This is a genomic window from Acinetobacter sp. 102 (genome assembly GCF_037028485.1).
Classification (GTDB): domain Bacteria; phylum Pseudomonadota; class Gammaproteobacteria; order Pseudomonadales; family Moraxellaceae; genus Acinetobacter; species Acinetobacter higginsii.
Genome location: NZ_JAZEZK010000001.1, coordinates 309,725 through 327,052 on the forward strand (window position 1 = coordinate 309,725; position 17,328 = coordinate 327,052).

16 protein-coding genes and 1 tRNA gene are annotated in these 17,328 nt (G+C 42.5%); 6 read left to right on the forward strand and 11 right to left on the reverse strand.

Annotation, left to right across the window (positions count from 1 at the left end):
• Positions 1-67 precede the first annotated feature (67 nt).
• Positions 68-973 (forward strand): DMT family transporter, encoded by a 906-nt coding sequence (locus tag WA352_RS01500; protein ID WP_005317551.1) that lies wholly within the window; start codon positions 68-70, stop codon positions 971-973.
• A 56-nt stretch (positions 974-1,029) separates the two neighbouring features.
• Here the strand turns inward: WA352_RS01500 and WA352_RS01505 are convergent, their stop codons facing one another.
• On the reverse strand, positions 1,030-2,289 hold the full coding sequence (locus tag WA352_RS01505) for a hypothetical protein (RefSeq protein WP_005317548.1): 1,260 nt from the start codon (positions 2,287-2,289) through the stop codon (positions 1,030-1,032).
• A 12-nt stretch (positions 2,290-2,301) separates the two neighbouring features.
• Positions 2,302-3,552, reverse strand: coding sequence for an SfnB family sulfur acquisition oxidoreductase (locus WA352_RS01510; protein ID WP_005317546.1), 1,251 nt, complete (start codon positions 3,550-3,552; stop codon positions 2,302-2,304).
• Between the two features lie 352 nt (positions 3,553-3,904).
• Here WA352_RS01510 and WA352_RS01515 point away from each other — a divergent pair, with 352 nt between their 5' ends.
• The gene (locus tag WA352_RS01515; RefSeq protein ID WP_005317543.1) at positions 3,905-5,305 is read left to right on the forward strand and encodes an LLM class flavin-dependent oxidoreductase; all 1,401 of its coding nucleotides are present in this window, start codon (positions 3,905-3,907) and stop codon (positions 5,303-5,305) included.
• A 33-nt stretch (positions 5,306-5,338) separates the two neighbouring features.
• Here the strand turns inward: WA352_RS01515 and WA352_RS01520 are convergent, their stop codons facing one another.
• Genes WA352_RS01520 through WA352_RS01530 form a run of 3 tightly spaced genes read right to left on the reverse strand, consistent with a single transcriptional unit; the run spans position 5,339 to position 7,345 of the window.
• A complete protein-coding gene (locus tag WA352_RS01520) occupies positions 5,339-5,734 on the reverse strand; it encodes a DUF4870 family protein (RefSeq protein ID WP_005185677.1) in 396 nt (131 codons plus the stop codon).
• 33 nt (positions 5,735-5,767) lie between these two features.
• A complete protein-coding gene (locus WA352_RS01525) occupies positions 5,768-6,385 on the reverse strand; it encodes a DUF1294 domain-containing protein (protein WP_005317540.1) in 618 nt (205 codons plus the stop codon).
• 9 nt (positions 6,386-6,394) lie between these two features.
• Complete coding sequence (locus tag WA352_RS01530; RefSeq protein ID WP_005317537.1) at positions 6,395-7,345, reverse strand: homoserine kinase; 951 nt, start codon at positions 7,343-7,345, stop codon at positions 6,395-6,397.
• Positions 7,346-7,446: 101 nt separating this feature from the next.
• On the opposite strand from WA352_RS01530, the gene hisF reads away from it, so the two are divergent.
• Complete coding sequence (gene hisF, locus WA352_RS01535; RefSeq protein ID WP_004659983.1) at positions 7,447-8,205, forward strand: imidazole glycerol phosphate synthase subunit HisF; 759 nt, start codon at positions 7,447-7,449, stop codon at positions 8,203-8,205.
• 306 nt (positions 8,206-8,511) lie between these two features.
• Here hisF and WA352_RS01540 read toward each other — a convergent pair whose 3' ends face one another.
• A complete protein-coding gene (locus WA352_RS01540) occupies positions 8,512-9,165 on the reverse strand; it encodes a sterol desaturase family protein (RefSeq protein WP_005185684.1) in 654 nt (217 codons plus the stop codon).
• 115 nt (positions 9,166-9,280) lie between these two features.
• Between WA352_RS01540 and WA352_RS01545 the strand changes: the two genes are divergently transcribed.
• Both WA352_RS01545 and aqpZ read left to right on the forward strand, forming a co-directional pair.
• Positions 9,281-10,288, forward strand: a complete 1,008-nt coding sequence (locus tag WA352_RS01545) for an AraC family transcriptional regulator (protein WP_005317534.1) — start codon at positions 9,281-9,283, stop codon at positions 10,286-10,288.
• 176 nt (positions 10,289-10,464) lie between these two features.
• A complete protein-coding gene (aqpZ, locus tag WA352_RS01550; protein ID WP_005317531.1) occupies positions 10,465-11,154 on the forward strand; it encodes an aquaporin Z in 690 nt (229 codons plus the stop codon).
• A gap of 48 nt (positions 11,155-11,202) precedes the next feature.
• Here aqpZ and WA352_RS01555 read toward each other — a convergent pair whose 3' ends face one another.
• The 3 genes from WA352_RS01555 to WA352_RS01565 form a co-directional block, all read right to left on the reverse strand.
• Positions 11,203-11,445: a hypothetical protein gene (locus WA352_RS01555; RefSeq protein WP_005317528.1), complete on the reverse strand. Its 243-nt coding sequence runs from the start codon at positions 11,443-11,445 to the stop codon at positions 11,203-11,205.
• A 72-nt stretch (positions 11,446-11,517) separates the two neighbouring features.
• Complete coding sequence (locus tag WA352_RS01560; protein WP_005317525.1) at positions 11,518-12,591, reverse strand: DNA/RNA non-specific endonuclease; 1,074 nt, start codon at positions 12,589-12,591, stop codon at positions 11,518-11,520.
• A 158-nt stretch (positions 12,592-12,749) separates the two neighbouring features.
• On the reverse strand, positions 12,750-14,630 hold the full coding sequence (locus WA352_RS01565) for a potassium transporter Kup (protein ID WP_004657295.1): 1,881 nt from the start codon (positions 14,628-14,630) through the stop codon (positions 12,750-12,752).
• A 125-nt stretch (positions 14,631-14,755) separates the two neighbouring features.
• Between WA352_RS01565 and WA352_RS01570 the strand changes: the two genes are divergently transcribed.
• Positions 14,756-14,842 (forward strand) — tRNA-Ser (locus WA352_RS01570).
• Between the two features lie 113 nt (positions 14,843-14,955).
• Here WA352_RS01570 and WA352_RS01575 read toward each other — a convergent pair.
• Both WA352_RS01575 and WA352_RS01580 read right to left on the reverse strand, forming a co-directional pair.
• A complete protein-coding gene (locus WA352_RS01575) occupies positions 14,956-15,846 on the reverse strand; it encodes a LysR family transcriptional regulator (protein WP_005317472.1) in 891 nt (296 codons plus the stop codon).
• Positions 15,847-15,935: 89 nt separating this feature from the next.
• Positions 15,936-17,291: an MFS transporter gene (locus WA352_RS01580; RefSeq protein WP_005317464.1), complete on the reverse strand. Its 1,356-nt coding sequence runs from the start codon at positions 17,289-17,291 to the stop codon at positions 15,936-15,938.
• Positions 17,292-17,328: the final 37 nt, after the last annotated feature.

Genomic DNA, 17,328 nt, shown 5'->3' on the forward strand with positions numbered 1-17,328 from the left:
TGTAATATATTGCACAAAGCCAACAAGCAATGCAATATGTGCAGTATATTGCACGTTACTCATGAGGATGGCTGCGTTGACCGCTTTGTCTCAATCTCCTAAAGCCGCACAATTCGCGCTTATTTTTATTACCATGATTTGGGGTGGCACCTTTCTAGCGGTGCAATATGCCCTGAATTTTAGTAGCCCCATGTTTTTTGTTGGCTGCCGTTTTGCAGTCGCGGCTTTGGCAATCTTCTTAATCTCGCTCAAATCCATGCGTGGCCTAACCCTAAAAGAGGGCTTGGCAGGTACAGCCATCGGAATTGTGATCGCAATTGGCTATGGCACTCAAACCATTGGTCTACAAAGTATTCTGAGTAGCGAATCCGCCTTTCTTACCGCACTGTATGTGCCCTTAGTGCCCATTTTAATGTGGGTGATCTTCCAAAAGATGCCCTCAGTGATGACTTGGGTCGGTACAGCACTGGCTTTTACTGGTTTAATCTTGTTAACAGGCAACGGCTTTTCCAGCATCAACTTTAGTTATGGACAAGTACTTACCCTAATTTGTGCCTTTGTGATTGCGCTCGAAATTATCCTGATTGGTTATTTCGCGGGGAAAGTCAATCTAAGACGAGTCACGGTCATTCAACTGGCGGTCGCTTCATGCTTATCTTTTGCCAGTATGCCTTTGGTTGGTGAACACAGTATTCCTAACTTTTCATGGGGATTGCTGATTATTGCAGTGGCACTCGGCTTAGCCAGTGCATTAATTCAATTTGTGATGAACTGGGCGCAACGCATGGTGGACCCAACGCGCGCAGCGATTATTTATGCAGGTGAACCCGTTTGGGCAGGTGTGATCGGGCGTATTGCCGGAGAACGTTTACCATTACTGGCCTTGTTTGGAGGAGCATTGGTGGTGCTTGGAGTACTCGTCAGCGAATTAAAATTTAAATTCTTTGCGAAGAAACAACGACCAGAAAATTAATAGATAAAAGTGCACAACAGTTTTAGTTCAATAAAATCTATTGTGCGCTGAGATCACTAAGCTGGAATTTCTTTTTGATTCGCAGCAACAGGACTATTGCCAATCTGCCACACGTACGGCAAAGGCGCTTGATTGACTTCCCAATCTCCAATCACTTTCTGTTTATAGACCAATGGGTTGTGTGATGCGACCACACGAGCATTGCGCCAAAAACGGTCCAACTGCTTGTCGCTGCTACTTGCCGATGCACCCAGGGCATTAAACAGCTCGGTGCTCAGATTCAAGACCAACTCCGCAATCACCACTTGCCCCTGTGCCGATACTAATTCAGCACGCTCATTAGCCTCCAACTCAGCCTGCTCATCATTCTGAAAATGTTGTAAATACGCAGCATCCAAAGCTTCAGCAGTAGTTAATGCAATACTTTGCGCCGCATAAGCTTGTGCAGACGCTTTGCCAATCACTTGCAGGATTTGTGCATCTTCACGCACCAAACTGGCATTGCCATGACTATAAATCCGCGTCCGCTGACGCACTTCCTGCTTAAAGGTCTGCACTGCACTGTGTGCAATCCCCGCCAAAGTCGCGAGATGTACCACCTGATAAAATGCAGTTTGATATTTAAATCGGTTTTCAAACACCAAAATGTGATCTCGGGGAATTTCTACATTGTTTAAGGTCAAAGTTCCGCTGCCCGTGGTTTTTTGCCCAAAGCCATCCCAATCATCCACAATATCAATGCCTTCTGCTTGCGTAGACACCGCAGCAATCACATGCTGATTGGTGGTTTCATCCAAAGCAAAAAGATCAATCCAGTCTGCGAAAATCGTGCCTGTGGAATAATACTTCTGACCATTGATACGGAGTTTGCCATCTTGCGTTACCTTGACACGAGTCACCACATCTCCGATTTCAACTTTACCAATTTCTGTCCACGCATTCCCCACAATCTCACCACGGACAAAGCGCTCAAACCAGAGTGTCTGTGCTTCAGTTTTTTGTGCATTTAAGCGGTCTTCGACAAAGGCAAAATGCCCCCGTAAAGCCTGAACCACATTGGAATCTGCTTGAGCAAGTTCAATTAATAACTGAAATAGCTGCTTTTGCGAAACACCATCACCACCAAAAGCCACAGGTACACGTACTGCACCAAAGCCAGCCTGTTTTAACCATTGAATCGGTTCATAGGGCAAGGTTCGGCTTTTTTCCCGTGCTAAAGCACCTTCCGCAATTCGTTCGAAGATCGGACGGAACTTGCCCGCCACCTGTTCATAATGCGCACCCAAGGAGAGATTTTGATTCGTTTGACTGGTCATAATACTACCCTCCTAGCTCCACGCATGACGTGGCAGTGCCACACCATTCAAATAATAATTACCCACTAAATTGTATTTCCAACGTACTGGATCATGCAGGGTATGCGTGCGTGCATTACGCCAGTGCCGATCTAGATTCAACTCGGATAAGGTGGAACGGGTACCAGATAACTCAAATAATTTATTGGCTGCCAAGAGTGCGATTTCAGTGGTTAATACTTTCGATTCAGCCGTGAGTAAAGTTGCTTCTGTTACGGTATCTTCGTTTGGATTCGCCAAAGCACGATCAATCGCCTCACCTGCCAAAGCTAAAACTGCCTCTGCGGCACGCAATTTAATTTTTAGCTCGCCAATATTGCTAATGGTATAGGGATCTTCACTGGCGTGTTCCACACCTGAATCAATCCAAGGACGGGCATACTCACGCACATAGCGGATGGTTTCCTCAATGGCCCCACGCGCAATACCTGCATCGACAGCGGACTGAATAATTTGCGAAATTGCACCCGCTGCTGTTGGACGTTCAAAAGCCTGATGGATCGGCACTACATATTTTAAATCGACTCGAACATGATCCAGCTGCACGCTACCACTGGCCGTAGTGCGCTGACCAAAGCTGCTCCAGTCATTCACAATGGTCAAACCAGGCGTATGTTGCGGGACCAATGCTGCAAATACTTTGCCATCGTCACTCACAGCAACCACTGGAATCCAATGTGCCAATAAAGCACCTGTGGCAAAGAATTTCTGACCACTAATTAGCGCATAATCCTCTTTAAATTCAATTTTAGTGGTCAAATCTGCGACGGTTTTCGAGTTTTTTTCAGAGAATGCATTGCCTAAACGCTTGCCTTGCAGTACTTGTTCGAAGAAGAATTGCTGCTGTTCCAATGACGCATCCAAACGGATATGTTCTAAAAAGGCCCAATGATTTTGTGCAATTTGCCCTAAAGATGAATCTGCGCTGGAAATAATGGTCACCACCTCAGCAAGGGTTTTATAGCTCACCCCAGCACCACCGAACTGTTTCGGAATATTGATCCCCCACAGACCAGAGGCAGAATATTGTTGAATTTCCTGTAAGGGCAGCTTGCGCTCATGGTCACGTTTTGCTGCCTCTTTGGCAAAAGCAGCTGCTAGGCGATGGGCCACAGCGATGGCTTCTTGATCTGAAGCAATCACATGTGCTGGCGTATTATTCAAGTAAAAATCTTGCGGAATACTCTGTGCATCTTCCAATTTTATTTCTATTTTTGAGGTCATTATAAATACTCATTTTCCAGTTATAAAAAATAAACTAGCACTATTTTTATTGCATATTTATAAGTTAAATTTAGAACCTAATCTTTTTATTTAAAATAAACCCAGACCATTACTTATTTATTTAAAAAACAATTTAAAATCAAAAAGAAACAATCCTCTAAGCCTGACTTAGGCACCAACAAATTTCTCTCAATTAAAGAATAAAGTTTTGAATTTAATAAAAAATAATTTTTCAAACTACAATCCAAAATCACGTTAAATAGATTCATGATAAACATTTATTTTTTTATGATTAATCAATTCAATCTTTTTTAATTAAGATCAATAAAAATCTTTAATTTAGTAAAGAGCAATGAGCAAGCAAATTAGATTTAATGCCTTTGAAATGAACTGTATTGCGCATCAATCGCCTGGGTTGTGGCGTCATCCACTAGATCGCTCGACTGAATATAAAGACCTCGAATACTGGACCGATTTGGCCAAAATATTAGAACGTGGCAAGTTTGATGGGGTTTTTATTGCCGATGTGTTAGGCATTTATGATGTTTATCATCAATCAGCACAACATGCGCTCACAGGTGCCGTACAAGTTCCCGTCAATGATCCCCTACAGATTGTGCCTGCTATGGCGGCAGTCACCAAACACTTAGGCTTCGGTCTGACGACTTCAATTTCATTTGAACATCCTTATCCCTTTGCACGGCGCATGAGCACCTTGGACCATTTGACCAAAGGCCGCATTGGCTGGAACATCGTCACCTCATACTTGGAAAGTGGCTCAAAGAATTTAGGTCTTCAAACCCAAGTCAGTCATGATCAACGTTATGACATCGCTGATGAATATTTAGAAGTTCTCTATAAACTTTGGGAAGGTTCTTGGGAACAAGATGCTGTGCTGCGTGATAAAGAAAAAGGCATTTTTGCAGACCATCGCAAAGTCCATCCCATCAATCATCAAGGTCAATATTTTAGCGTTCCCGGCATTCATATTTGCGAACCTTCACCACAACGTACCCCTGTGCTCTATCAAGCAGGTGCATCTAGTCGTGGGCAGTTATTTGCCAGCCAAAATGCTGAATGTGTGTTTATTTCTGCACCGACCAAAGCCGCGGTGAAAAAACTGGTACAAGGCATTCGCTCCAACCTCGTTGAACAAGGCAAAGATTCTCATTCGATTTTGATCTACACCATGCTGTCGATTGTGGTGGATGAAACCGATGCAAAAGCCCAAGCAAAATTCAAAGAATATCAAAGCTACGCCAGCTATCATGGCGGCTTAACCTTGGCATCAGGCTGGTCAGGGGTCGACTTCTCGCAATTCCATGCAGAGGACAAAGTTGAATATATTCATACTGATGCGATTCAATCCATGCTCGACTCTTATGTAAAAGCCGATCCGAATCGAATCTGGACCATTGAAGAGATTGCCAAATTTATTAGTATCGGTGGCAATGGCCCAATCTTGGTGGGCTCAGCCACAACTGTGGCCGATCAACTACAGGCATGGACGGAAGAAACCGATATTGACGGCTTTAACCTGGCCTATATTTTGGCGCATCAGACTTTTGAGGATGTGGTGGAATATCTGGTGCCGGAACTACAGCAACGTGGCGTGTATCCAACTGAATATACCGAAGGGACGTTGCGTGAGAAACTATTTGGACAAGGTCCATTGCTGACAGAACAGCATCGAGGAGCAAGCTATCGCTATCATGCAACAGCGAAAACCAATAACAATAGAGAACTCGCTTAGGTTAATACACCACCCAGCGAGTTCTGGCCGGCCTTAGTCTTGATACATCGGCTTATTGTCATTTAAGGCAATCAAACCACGGATGGCACGATAAACAATCCAGATCCATGCACCAAAAATTACCGCAAAGGCAAAAGTGGTTGCAGAAACCGCAACGCCGGCAAAAGCCGTGCCGTTATCACCGGTAAAGAACAGGAACGAAAACGGAATAAAGGCAATAATATTCCAAGCCAAATACCACCAGAAAGTGCGGATTTGCCAAGTAAAGTGGCTTTCAAAAATCGAACCCTGTACATCACTGCGTTTTACATAGTTAATGATCAAGGCAATAATTGCCAACAGACCACCAGTAAAAATCGCAATGATATAAAGTACATACAGCACCAAAGTCAAAGTACGATTTGGATCTTGATCAACGGAATAATTCATTTTTATTTAATCTCCAGAAACAAACTCCCTCAATCAATAAAACACATTGAGCGGAGAAATTAACCAACATATCAATAGTATATGGAAGACTATGGTACAGAAATAAATCTTACGAAACGGTTGTTTTTGTGTTTTATGTCTCAGTTTTTGCTGAGCAAGCCAACCACCGCACCATCCACCCAAAGAATCCACGATATGCAAAGTCTGCTCTGGAATACGTCGATTGCCCAACTGAGCTGCTTCTTTATCTTGTGCATAGAGCCAATAACTCAATACATTCATCAAGCTAACAAATAATAAAGTATACGGCGGCAGCAATTTACTAAAGCTTGCGATCAGCATAAAGACAATATAAATCACGATACCAATCTGCATCGCAGACCAGAGTTTCGACGGTTGAGGCTGACTCGGACGAGCACGATGTTCAATCACCTGCGATGCTTTTAAATACGTCGCCTGTTGAGCGCGATAACGGCCGCGCTCATCCAGAATCACCACATATTCCAAGGCACAACCGACCAAGGGTCGCGGCCCTGTGCGAGCAAAGTCTTTGATATGGATAAAGACACGATCTTTTGCTGTGTCATTGGGTTGGATAAAGCCATAGCCTTTATCATCAAACCACTCAACTAAACGACCTTGATCTCGCATGTCTGTTTCCTAAGCTGTGATTCGTTGTAAACGGTCTTGTAACATCATGCGCATTTCCAGCGGATCTTTTTGCAAAATATCATCACCTGTGCGCCCTTGCTCGGCATTTTTCTGCGCCACTTGTAAACGCATACTCCAGAAACGGCACGCCGCCATCGCCAAGAAGATATTTAAACAAGCTAACTCATCAACGGTCAGTTGACGAATGCTTTGATAAGCTGCAAGAAAGGCATCGGCCTTGGCTGAATCTAAATGCGCTTGTGGATAGGCAGTACAGAAATCATTGATACTAATCGCAATATCAAATAACCATTCATCTTGATTCAATTCATAAAAATCAAGAATACCCTGTAGTTGATCGCCTTCAAACAAGGTGTTATCTCTGAATAAATCTGAATGAATAAAGCCCGTAGGACGGTCTGGATGCTGTTGGGTAATTGCCGCAAACTGCTGAAACACCTGAGCTAATAATTCCTGATCTTGCGCATTCATTTGTGGCTTAAGTTGCTCAGCGACATCTGACCAATATTGATGATTACGATTAAAATCACGTTCTAAAGGAAAGCCTTGTAAGGCCAAATGCAATTTTGCCTGTGCTTGTGCAATCGCCTGAATTTGGATAATGCTGGCGTCTTCCGGATGCTCACCCATCAAGCGCGGCGCAATTTGCGCAGGTTTATCTGCAATACTATGAATGGCCTGACCACTATGCTTTAAAGGCACCGCCACAGGCACACCTGCCTCACCCAAACAATCCAGTACAGGTACCAACTCACCTGCGCCTTCAGCATCTAATTCTTCAAAAACCGTTAAAACATATTGTTTCTGTGATTGATCCACCAAAAAATAATTGGTGTTTTGAATACCGCCTTGGATTGGAATCAGGTCAATCACCGCTAAACCATAAGGCTCAGCAAAGGCTTGAACTTCTTCTAAACTCAACGGGGTATAAACCGACATGGAAAACCTGCAAAAAATAGCTGTGAAGTTTGATAGAATACCTGTTCCCTCCATGAAGGTGTAGCACCCCTTTCTTTATTGGCGATTTTTTGGAAAATTTTATGCTCGCAAAACGTATTATCCCTTGCTTAGATGTTGATAATGGTCGAGTCGTCAAAGGCGTTCAATTCCTTGATATTCGTGACGCAGGTGACCCTGTTGAAGTCGCCCGTCGTTATAACGAACAAGGCGCCGATGAAATTACCTTTTTAGATATTACTGCTACCCATCATGGACGCGACACTACTTACCGTACCGTAGAACGCATGGCCGAAAGCGTTTTTGTGCCCTTAACTGTGGGTGGTGGTGTCCGTAAAGTTGAAGATATCCGTTTATTGTTGAATGCAGGTGCCGATAAAGTCAGTATCAACTCGGCTGCCGTGTTTACTCCTGAGTTTGTCCAAGAAGCTTCACAACGCTTTGGTGCACAATGTATCGTGGTTGCGATTGATGCGAAAAAAACCGGTGAGAACAAGTGGGAAATTTTTACCCACGGCGGTCGTAAACCAACAGGCATCGATGCGATTGAATGGGCGGTGAAAATGGCCGACTTCGGTGCAGGCGAACTGCTGATTACCAGTATGGATGCCGATGGTACTAAAGCAGGTTATGACATTGCCTTAATGCGTCAGATCAATGATCGCGTCAATATCCCGACCATCGCTTCGGGTGGCGTAGGTAACTTACAGCATTTGGCCGATGGCATCTTAAAAGGCGGTGCAGATGCAGTACTTGCTGCTTCTATTTTCCACTTTGGTCAACACACCATTCCAGAAGCAAAACAATATCTTGCTGAACAAGGCATTGAGATGCGTCTTTAATTAGATGAGCCATAAAAAAACCTCTCAAGCGAGAGGTTTTTTTATTTAAAAATAGCTGTATACAGATAAAAAAATACCTTGCTGAGCAAGGTATGGAAACTGCGTTATACAACGCTAGAGGGTAAGCACAATATCATCATTTTGAACAAATTCTGAGCATTTAAAATGCTTGAGCTAAATTAGCGAGAAAATGTGCAAAGATATTGACATTAAAAACCAATTTTATTGACAATTCACGACATACCCCTATTTTTGTCGTCATGATTTGTCAATAAAAGCCTGCTCAGCCCACTAGATCAATCGAATTTAAGCCACCGATTCTTGCGATTGTTTTTGCGGTTGCTCAGCTACAGGTGCTTCCACCAATTTTGGTTTTTGCTCGACCCATTTTGCAGGAAAAACGGATTCAATCGCTTGCGTCAATGCTTTAGACAAAGCTGCTGGCAAAGCAATACCTAATGGATTTGCCTCTTTTAAATCCGCAGAAGACACCACACGAGTACCCATCACATAATCAAACCATGGACGCGTCACACACCAGTTGGCATCTTGGTTTGAATTCATATGATGATCATAATGCCAAGGAATGGTTCGTTTTGCCCAATCAGGCTCTAAATGCGCACGACGATGTACATAATAATAGTTGCCTGCACTATACAGCGCCGCCAAAGACATGCCTTTTGAAATTGGATAAAACGCCACACTGGCAACGCCTGCCACGACAGCTAAGGACATGATTTCATTACGGGTACGCCAATGCTCCACACCCTCAACATAGCAATCATCCGAAAACTGCTGTTTACGTACTTCACGATGGTGCGCCCAGTGCGATTCCATGCTTTTCGGCACAGGGCTATAACGTGGCTGCCCCGGACGATGTACCCCATGCAAAATGTATTTATGTGCAAACCATTCAAAGGCATTTGCAACAGCCAAACCTGCGATAAAACCCTTAATCATGGTTTTCTCCAAATGTTTCCTTATTTTTATTAAAGATATAAATTTTTGTAGGCGAAGTATTGACGATACGATATATTTATATTGACAAAACACGACAATATCAGGAGTGGACAGGATGTCTCAACTCAAGAACTATACAGGCTCTGTTTTTGGTGGTTTGGGGCATTTATTAAAAGCCTATTGTGAAGCAGAGAACATCCATATTCCTGAACAATTACAACAGGTTCAAAACCTAGAGCGCTTTGATTATGTGATTTGGCGGGATCTGTTAGAAGATCTAAATCGACTACATCCAAATAGTGGTCTAGGCTTGGAAATCGCAGCCTATGTACAACCCAAACACTTAGGCATCATTGCCTATTTGGCTTTATCTTGTGAAAATCTAGGTGAAGCTTTGGCACGCTACCATGACTTCCATCGCCTGATTTATGATGGCAGCCCTTTGGTGGTTGAATTTAATCACCCTTATGCATCGATTCGTTGGGAAGCCCCTGAACCACATCCGACCCAGTTGACCGATGAAATCGCGATTGCCTTGATGGTGCAGTTCCTGAAACTGTTTATGTCGGGTGACACGATTCATCTGCATGAAGTGCATTTCGTCAATGCCGCACCCAAAAACATCAGCATTTATGAGCAATATTTTCACTGTAAAGTCCGTTTTGAACAGCCCAAAACCCAATTATTATTGCCCGTCAGCGAAGCTTTTAAGCCACTTAAAACAGGTGATCACACCTTACAACAACTGTTGTTACAGCAAGCCCAAGCCTTGCTAGATAAATTGCCCAATTCAACCCAATTGGATCAGCGGCTACAACATGCCATTTTGACAGGCCTACAAAAAAACCAATATCAAATCGATTTTATCGCCGAAAAACTGGGTCTGTCCGTACGCCAATTACAGCGACATTTACAACAACAAAACACCACCTTTCAGGAGCGGGTGCAGCAAGTACGTTTTATGCTGGCGACCGAATATTTAAAAGATCCTCATCTGAGTTTGCAAGAAATTGCGCTACTGCTCTGTTATTCTGAACAAAGTGCTTTTCAGCGAGCTTTTAAGATTTGGACGGGGCAAACCCCGCAACAGTGGCGAAACAACAACATAACTTACAATTCGTAATAAAAATACTGACGAACTAACGGTTTCGCAACTGACCGATTTTTTTGCCCGTTTTATATAAGAGCCTATATACCTATGTGAATTAGTTCACAATTTTTTCACGAGGGTTAAACATATCCATAATAAATTTTGGATGTTTGCTTTTTTTATTTTTTATAACTGATGTGGTGATAACAATGAACAAATATTTAGCAGAATTTCTCGGGACCTTTTGGCTTGTTTTTGGTGGTTGTGGTAGTGCTGTGCTTGCAGCTGCATACCCTGAACTTGGCATTGGTTTCTTAGGTGTTGCATTGGCATTTGGTTTAACTGTTTTAACAGGTGCTTACGCTTTCGGTCATATTTCTGGTGGTCACTTTAACCCTGCTGTCAGTGTAGGTTTATGGGTGGGTGGACGTTTTAACTCAAAAGACTTAGTTCCTTATATCGTGTCTCAAGTGATTGGTGGTGCGCTTGCAGCATTCGTGCTGTATATCATCGTACAAGGTCAAGCAGGCTTTGCAGGTACAGGCGGTTTCGCAACCAATGGTTATGGCGAACTCTCTCCAAACCATTTCTCTGTTGCGTCAGCATTCCTGATTGAGGTTGTTTTAACTGCGTTCTTCTTAATCGTGATTATGGGAGCAACGGATCGTCGTGCACCTGCTGGTTTTGCGCCAATTGCAATCGGTTTAGCTTTAACATTGATCCACTTGATCAGTATTCCAGTCACCAACACATCTGTTAACCCTGCACGTAGTACGGCAGTTGCGTTATTTGCTGAGACTGCAGCAATCAGCCAACTTTGGTTGTTCTGGGTTGCACCAATCATCGGTGCCATCATTGGTGCAGTGATCTACAAATTCGTGGGCAGCGAGAAAGACTAAGCGCATACATCCCCAAAAAAAACCAGCCTCTAACGGCTGGTTTTTTATTTATAGAAACGGATTTTCAATGTCCTGCTCAGGCTTTCTGTCAATTTGTTCAGGAAGTTGTTCTTTCTCCAAAGCGGAAACCACATCATTAATAAAGCTTTGCAATGCCTTTGCCGTTTTCAGCCCTGCCTGATCTTTGGTAATCTGTAAATTGCCATATAAGCTCACGCAATCGACCTGATTTTCCAAAGTCAGATCATAAATTGCTGAAGATTCATCACCCTGTTCAAAAGGCTTAAACATCTTTTTTCTCTCATTGTTGTTGTCTATCCCACAACATGATCCATGCAGGATGACTTTGCAAGATGTTCTACATTATCTCAACATTTGTAAGAAATACTGCAGCAATGCATTTACCAATTGATTGATCAAGGCTTGTTTGGTCTCTTCATCAATTTGTGGGAATTTGCTTTCAGCGGCCTCAGTTTGCTGTGAAGTAAATTCACGTTGCTGCACTTGAATGGCATCCGTGTTAGCTTCTTCCACACACTGACTCTGTCCATCCCAATGCGAATAACTGATGTCTTTATTCGGCTTCACTTGCACTGCAGAAAGTGGCAATTGATAAACATTACGCTTCTGTTGTTCCGTCAATTGAGGGAACAAGTTGATGCCAAGTTTCTCTTCCAAATAGCAAACACTGACCACTTTGACCTGCTGAGAATTATTATTTGGCGCATAGTAAGCACCAATAATCCCTTGCTTGGGTAAATACACCGCTTTATATACCGCAGTCGGCACAATCACGCCCTTACCAATAGTTTTCAGGCGTTTACCTTCAAATACTGGCCCTGTCAGTACATAGGCATCTTTATGTTGTTTGGTCACAATTGAACGTACCGCTTCTTCTAACTTACGCCAAACTTCCTGATTATTTTTAGGTGCTTGCGGAACCATATTGGCTAAAGAAAAGCTGTCGTACTGTGCCGCAGTATTATTCATATCACCATTGGGTGCCATATGCCCACGGTCATAGCCCGAACCGCGATAGTCAGACAACAAAGCACGATGAGCGGGCTTTACTCGTGTTTCTTCATGAAAATTATCTTCACGTTTAATCTTGATACTTAAACGTTCAGGTGTCAGATATTCTGCCGACCAAAGTGGTGTCTTGGAAATACCTGAATACATCACATTAAAATCATTAAAACACAAGGCATAGCTGTCTTTTTTTAAGCTGTCTTTGCTTAATAACGGTGGAACATCACGATAAAATTGCTTTAAACAAGCACCATTACTGGATTGAAATGGCATCAACTTCGAAATTTTTTCACTACCAAATGCGATCGCAAAACTTCCTGTCGCGACCAAAGCCAACACCATCTTTCCAATATTTTGGCTCAAAAAAGCAAATGGTGTTTTACTCTTTCGAGTTGGTCTCTTTGCCATAACTACATCAAAATCAATATGAACGCGCAGCTTAACAACTCAAAAGCCCTGTGTATATTGAGTTTCAGCCCAGAGCGACACTTTATGTCGCAAATCTGTACACTTGATCTACAGACAATAAAAAAGGCACGCTCAGGTGCCTTTTTTATACGTTTTTCTTAAATTTCGATCTGACTGCCTAACTCCACCACACGGTTGGTTGGAATCTGATAGAAGTCACTGACAGGACTGGTATTACGCTGCATCGAGATGAATAACTTTTCACGCCATGGTGACATGCCATCACCCACGGTATGCACAATACGATCACGTGAAATGAAGAAACTCATTTGCATCATATCGAATTCAAAACCAAGCTCCTTATAGGCTTGTTCTAATGCATTTGGTACATTCGGCTGATCTTTAAATCCGTAGTACATATAAATTCGATAAAAATGCTCATCCAGTTTTTCAACTTTTAAGCGATCTGCTTCAGCTACATACGGAATATCTTGAGTATAGACCGTGACCATCACATTACGTTCATGCAGCACTTTATTGTGCTTGATGTTGTGTAACATCGCATGCGGCACAATATTCGGTGTACCTGTTAAGAAAATCGCTTCGCCTGGTACGAAATGGGTTTCTTTGCTCATACCAATACTTTTGATAAACAATTCAATTGGCAAAGCATTGGTTTCCATACGATTATAGACAATTTCTCGACCACGCTTCCACGTCATCAAAATGGTATATACCACCACACCAATCAAGATCGGCACCCAACCGCCTGAGAGGATTTTCAATGAGGTTGAACCCACAAAAATTAAATCAATAATCAGGAATGGCACCGCAAATAACGCCACTTTCCACAATGGCCAACGCCACACCCCATAGGCCAAAGTCGAGATTAAAATCGTTCCGCAGAGCATGGTCATCGTTACCGCTACACCGTAAGCACTTGCCAATTCTGCACTGCTTTCAAACAGTAAAATCAAGATCACTACCGAGATAAACAGCACCCAGTTAATAAAAGGCAAATAAATCTGACCTTGTTCTACATCCGAGGTATGGTGCACGGTTAAGCGCGGTAAATAGCGTAATTGAATGGCTTGATTCGCCATCGAAAATACACCTGTGATTACTGCTTGCGAGGCAATCACTGCTGCTGCAGTTGCCAAGCCAATCATTGGGAATAAAGCCCAATCTGGTACTAATAAATAGAACGGGTTTTCAATGGCTTTGGCATCGCGTAATAGCAATGCACCTTGACCTGCATAATTCAGCAATAAACATGGTAACACCACCAAGAACCACGCCAGTTTAATTGGCACGCGCCCAAAATGTCCCATGTCTGCATACAACGCCTCACCACCGGTCATGGTCAGAATCACCGCACCCATCGTGATAAAAGCAACTGTCGGTTGATCAAAGACAAAATGGAACGCCCAATACGGATTGACCATCATCAAGACATAAGGCGTCTGGATAATGCTCCAGAGGCCAATCAGACCAATAGATGCAAACCATAACAGTGTAATCGGACCAAAGAATTTCCCCATAGTGGCGGTACCATGCCGCTGCACCATAAATAATGCCGTGAGGATACCTAAAGCAATCGGAACCAACCAACGATCTAAAGCAGGCGTCACCAGACTCAAACCTTCAATCGCAGACAGTACTGAAATTGCGGGGGTAATGATCCCATCACCAAAGAACAGTGATGCTCCGATAAAGCCCAATGCAATCAGAAAGATTTTATTTTTATTACTAAAAACCGAGGAACGCAGGTTGAGTGCGAGCAGTGACATGATCCCGCCTTCGCCATTGTTGTCCGCACGCATGATCATTGAGACATACTTAAAACTAATCGTTAGGTTCATACACCAGAAGATCAGTGAAAGAATACCTAAAATCGAACCTTCACTGATATCAACATGTCCTGTGACAAAGCATTGCCGTATTGCATAGAGTGGGCTTGTTCCAATATCCCCAAATACCACCCCTAATGCTGCCAGCGTCATCGCGGGCAATGCGGCTTTTTTTGCAGTACTTTGCATATGATGTTGTCTTCAAAATTGAACGTTATATGGCGCAATATTATCACTAGCCAAAAAGTTTTTCTGCAAATCTGTTCGACTACAACTTGGCAGCGTGCATTTTTTTGGGTACTATCGCACACCTTGGTGAGGTGTCCGAGTGGCTGAAGGAGCACGCCTGGAAAGTGTGTATACGTTTGCGCGTATCGAGGGTTCGAATCCCTCTCTCGCCAGAATTTTTATTCATGTGATTGCATGAAATGAGAAAGCTTAAATCGAAGGGTTTAGGCTTTTTTTTTACATTATATCTCTTTTGATATAGCCTGAAATAAAAAGCATCATCCTCCTATAACTGTTGAAATATAGCTTTAACAGAGCTAACTAACCATTTCCTAGCCACTATATCATCACTACGCTTAAACCAGTTCAAGCTCACTTTAAAAGAGTCAATGGCAAAAGGTAATTCAAACATTTGGACATTACCATGCGCTAGATAGTGCCGAGCTGCTCGCGATGGTAATGTCACCAACATATCTGAACTCTGCAAAACGCCTTGTAAAACACTAAAGTGTGGAACCTCTAAACGAATGCGTCGCTTTAAATTCATTGTTTTTAAATACTGCTCAACCTGGATATGCCCTGTTGATGATTTAATGGCAACATGATCTTCCTGCAAATATTGTTCTAACGTTAGTTGCTGCTGTAGCCTTGGATGGTCAGCTCTCGCAATACATACATATCTTTCTTCAAATAAAGTACGTGTTTCTATTTTAGGCATTATGGTCTGCGTACTATTAAATACGGCCAGATCTAAAAAGCCATCAATAAGCCACTGTTCGACTTTAGACGACTGAATCTCTTCAATCTCAATTTGAATATAGGGCGCTGTTTTCTGCAAAAAAGCCATAAGACTTGGTAAAAGACAAATCTCCCCTGCATCAGACAGCCCAATTCTGAACGTTTTATTTGAATTTTCGGGATGAAATTCCTGTGCTTGAGCAATCGCTGACTCAATATTAAAAATTGCTTGATGAAAAATCGGATAAAGCTCATGCGCAACTTTTGTCGGTTCGACCCCACTTCGGCTTCGAGTAAACAATTCATCATTTAACTGACGGCGTAAACGGTTCAAATTATACGTTACAGAAGGCTGACTCAAATTTAATTTATCAGCAGCCTTACTAATATGACGAGACTCATAAATACAGACAAAAACTTTAATCAAACCTAAATCCATGGTTCTGATCCTTTAAATATACTAAACAAAAACTTTAACTGCTTTGTTTAGCGTTTAGTTCCTTTTATAGGAATAAAAATGCTTAATTCTTATGAAGATATACTTGAATTTAGCATTACACCTTTAGTTCGATTACAAATACCGATGGCAATAACACTTAAGGTTGCTAGCACACAAGGAATGGCGAGCGCGATGAAATTATACTCGATGGGTAAATGCAAACTTAAAAGCCAGCCGCATAAGATTGGGCCTAAAATCGCCCCAATACGACCTATACCTAGAGCCATACCAATCCCCGTACTGCGAATTGGTGAAGGATAAAACTGAGCCATATAAGCTAGCAATAAAATTTGCCCACCAATAGACGCGGCTCCTGCAATGGCAATACAGAGATATAAAATGACCATGGGTAAAGCATAGCTCAGCAAGTAAAGTGAAATTGCACCCGCCAAGAAGAGTAAACAAATGACCTTGCCCAGATGAAAACGATCAGCAAAGTAACCACCACCGATGGCACCCAGCATCCCACCCAAGTTTAGCGCTAGTAAAAAGACTAGACTGGTTGATAAATCATATCCAGCCTCAACCATGAGTTTTGGTATCCAGTTACCGAGCGCGTAAACCATGAGTAAAGCCATAAATACACTCAGCCAGAAAAATACAGTGACTAAAGCACGATTCTCGGTAAATAGAGCAACCAGAGGTCGAGCGGCTGTTTGTTGATTTTCTTGGTGTAAGACGATGCTCGTATGATCAGTTATGTTGTGTTCTGGTGCTAACTGTTGAAGTAAATTACGGACCTCTTCCCATTTTTTTTGGCGAATCAGATAATCAATTGATTCGGGTAAAAATTTCCAAATAATAGGTAATGAAATGAGTGGAATACCCGCCAAAACAAACATGATTTGCCAACCAAATTTAGGAACCAACCACATGCCTAAAAGCGCTGAGCTCATACCACCAATTGCATAGCCACTAAACATGAGCGATACCAAAGTTGAACGTAATTTCTTTGGGGCAAACTCAGTCATTAAAGCAATAACATTTGGCATTACGCCGCCTAAACCAAGGCCCGCAATAAAACGATAAATGGCAAACTCTTTAGGGCTATTGGCAAAGCCACATAACACGGTAAAACCACTAAAAATGAGAACACAAAGCATAATTAAACGCTTACGACTAAAACCATAGGACTCTAATTTGTCGGCCAGGCTACCGAAAATCATGGCACCAAACATCATGCCAAATAATGCAACACTGCCCAGCAATCCAGCAGTCATACTATCTAACTGCCAATGTTGCATAAGCTTGGGTAATGCAACGCCATAAATGACTAAATCATAGCCATCAAAAATAATAATCAGTGCACTCAGCAAGATTACACGCCAATGCAAGGGTGTTAATCTTGCATCATCAATCAATTGATTTGCATTTAGTTTTTCCATAATTGCTTTCCTTAGCAAATTGTGTGTAAAACAAAAA

Bases quoted from the DNA above. Each gene is read 5' to 3' on its own strand.
- WA352_RS01500 (WP_005317551.1), top strand. From the start codon at position 68: ATGGCTGCGTTGACCGCTTTGTCTCAATCTCCTAAAGCCGCACAATTC.
- WA352_RS01505 (WP_005317548.1), bottom strand. From the start codon at position 2,289: ATGACCAGTCAAACGAATCAAAATCTCTCCTTGGGTGCGCATTATGAA.
- WA352_RS01510 (WP_005317546.1), bottom strand. From the start codon at position 3,552: ATGACCTCAAAAATAGAAATAAAATTGGAAGATGCACAGAGTATTCCG.
- WA352_RS01515 (WP_005317543.1), top strand. From the start codon at position 3,905: ATGAGCAAGCAAATTAGATTTAATGCCTTTGAAATGAACTGTATTGCG.
- WA352_RS01520 (WP_005185677.1), bottom strand. From the start codon at position 5,734: ATGAATTATTCCGTTGATCAAGATCCAAATCGTACTTTGACTTTGGTG.
- WA352_RS01525 (WP_005317540.1), bottom strand. From the start codon at position 6,385: ATGCGAGATCAAGGTCGTTTAGTTGAGTGGTTTGATGATAAAGGCTAT.
- WA352_RS01530 (WP_005317537.1), bottom strand. From the start codon at position 7,345: ATGTCGGTTTATACCCCGTTGAGTTTAGAAGAAGTTCAAGCCTTTGCT.
- hisF (WP_004659983.1), top strand. From the start codon at position 7,447: ATGCTCGCAAAACGTATTATCCCTTGCTTAGATGTTGATAATGGTCGA.
- WA352_RS01540 (WP_005185684.1), bottom strand. From the start codon at position 9,165: ATGATTAAGGGTTTTATCGCAGGTTTGGCTGTTGCAAATGCCTTTGAA.
- WA352_RS01545 (WP_005317534.1), top strand. From the start codon at position 9,281: ATGTCTCAACTCAAGAACTATACAGGCTCTGTTTTTGGTGGTTTGGGG.
- aqpZ (WP_005317531.1), top strand. From the start codon at position 10,465: ATGAACAAATATTTAGCAGAATTTCTCGGGACCTTTTGGCTTGTTTTT.
- WA352_RS01555 (WP_005317528.1), bottom strand. From the start codon at position 11,445: ATGTTTAAGCCTTTTGAACAGGGTGATGAATCTTCAGCAATTTATGAT.
- WA352_RS01560 (WP_005317525.1), bottom strand. From the start codon at position 12,591: ATGGCAAAGAGACCAACTCGAAAGAGTAAAACACCATTTGCTTTTTTG.
- WA352_RS01565 (WP_004657295.1), bottom strand. From the start codon at position 14,630: ATGCAAAGTACTGCAAAAAAAGCCGCATTGCCCGCGATGACGCTGGCA.
- WA352_RS01575 (WP_005317472.1), bottom strand. From the start codon at position 15,846: ATGGATTTAGGTTTGATTAAAGTTTTTGTCTGTATTTATGAGTCTCGT.
- WA352_RS01580 (WP_005317464.1), bottom strand. From the start codon at position 17,291: ATGGAAAAACTAAATGCAAATCAATTGATTGATGATGCAAGATTAACA.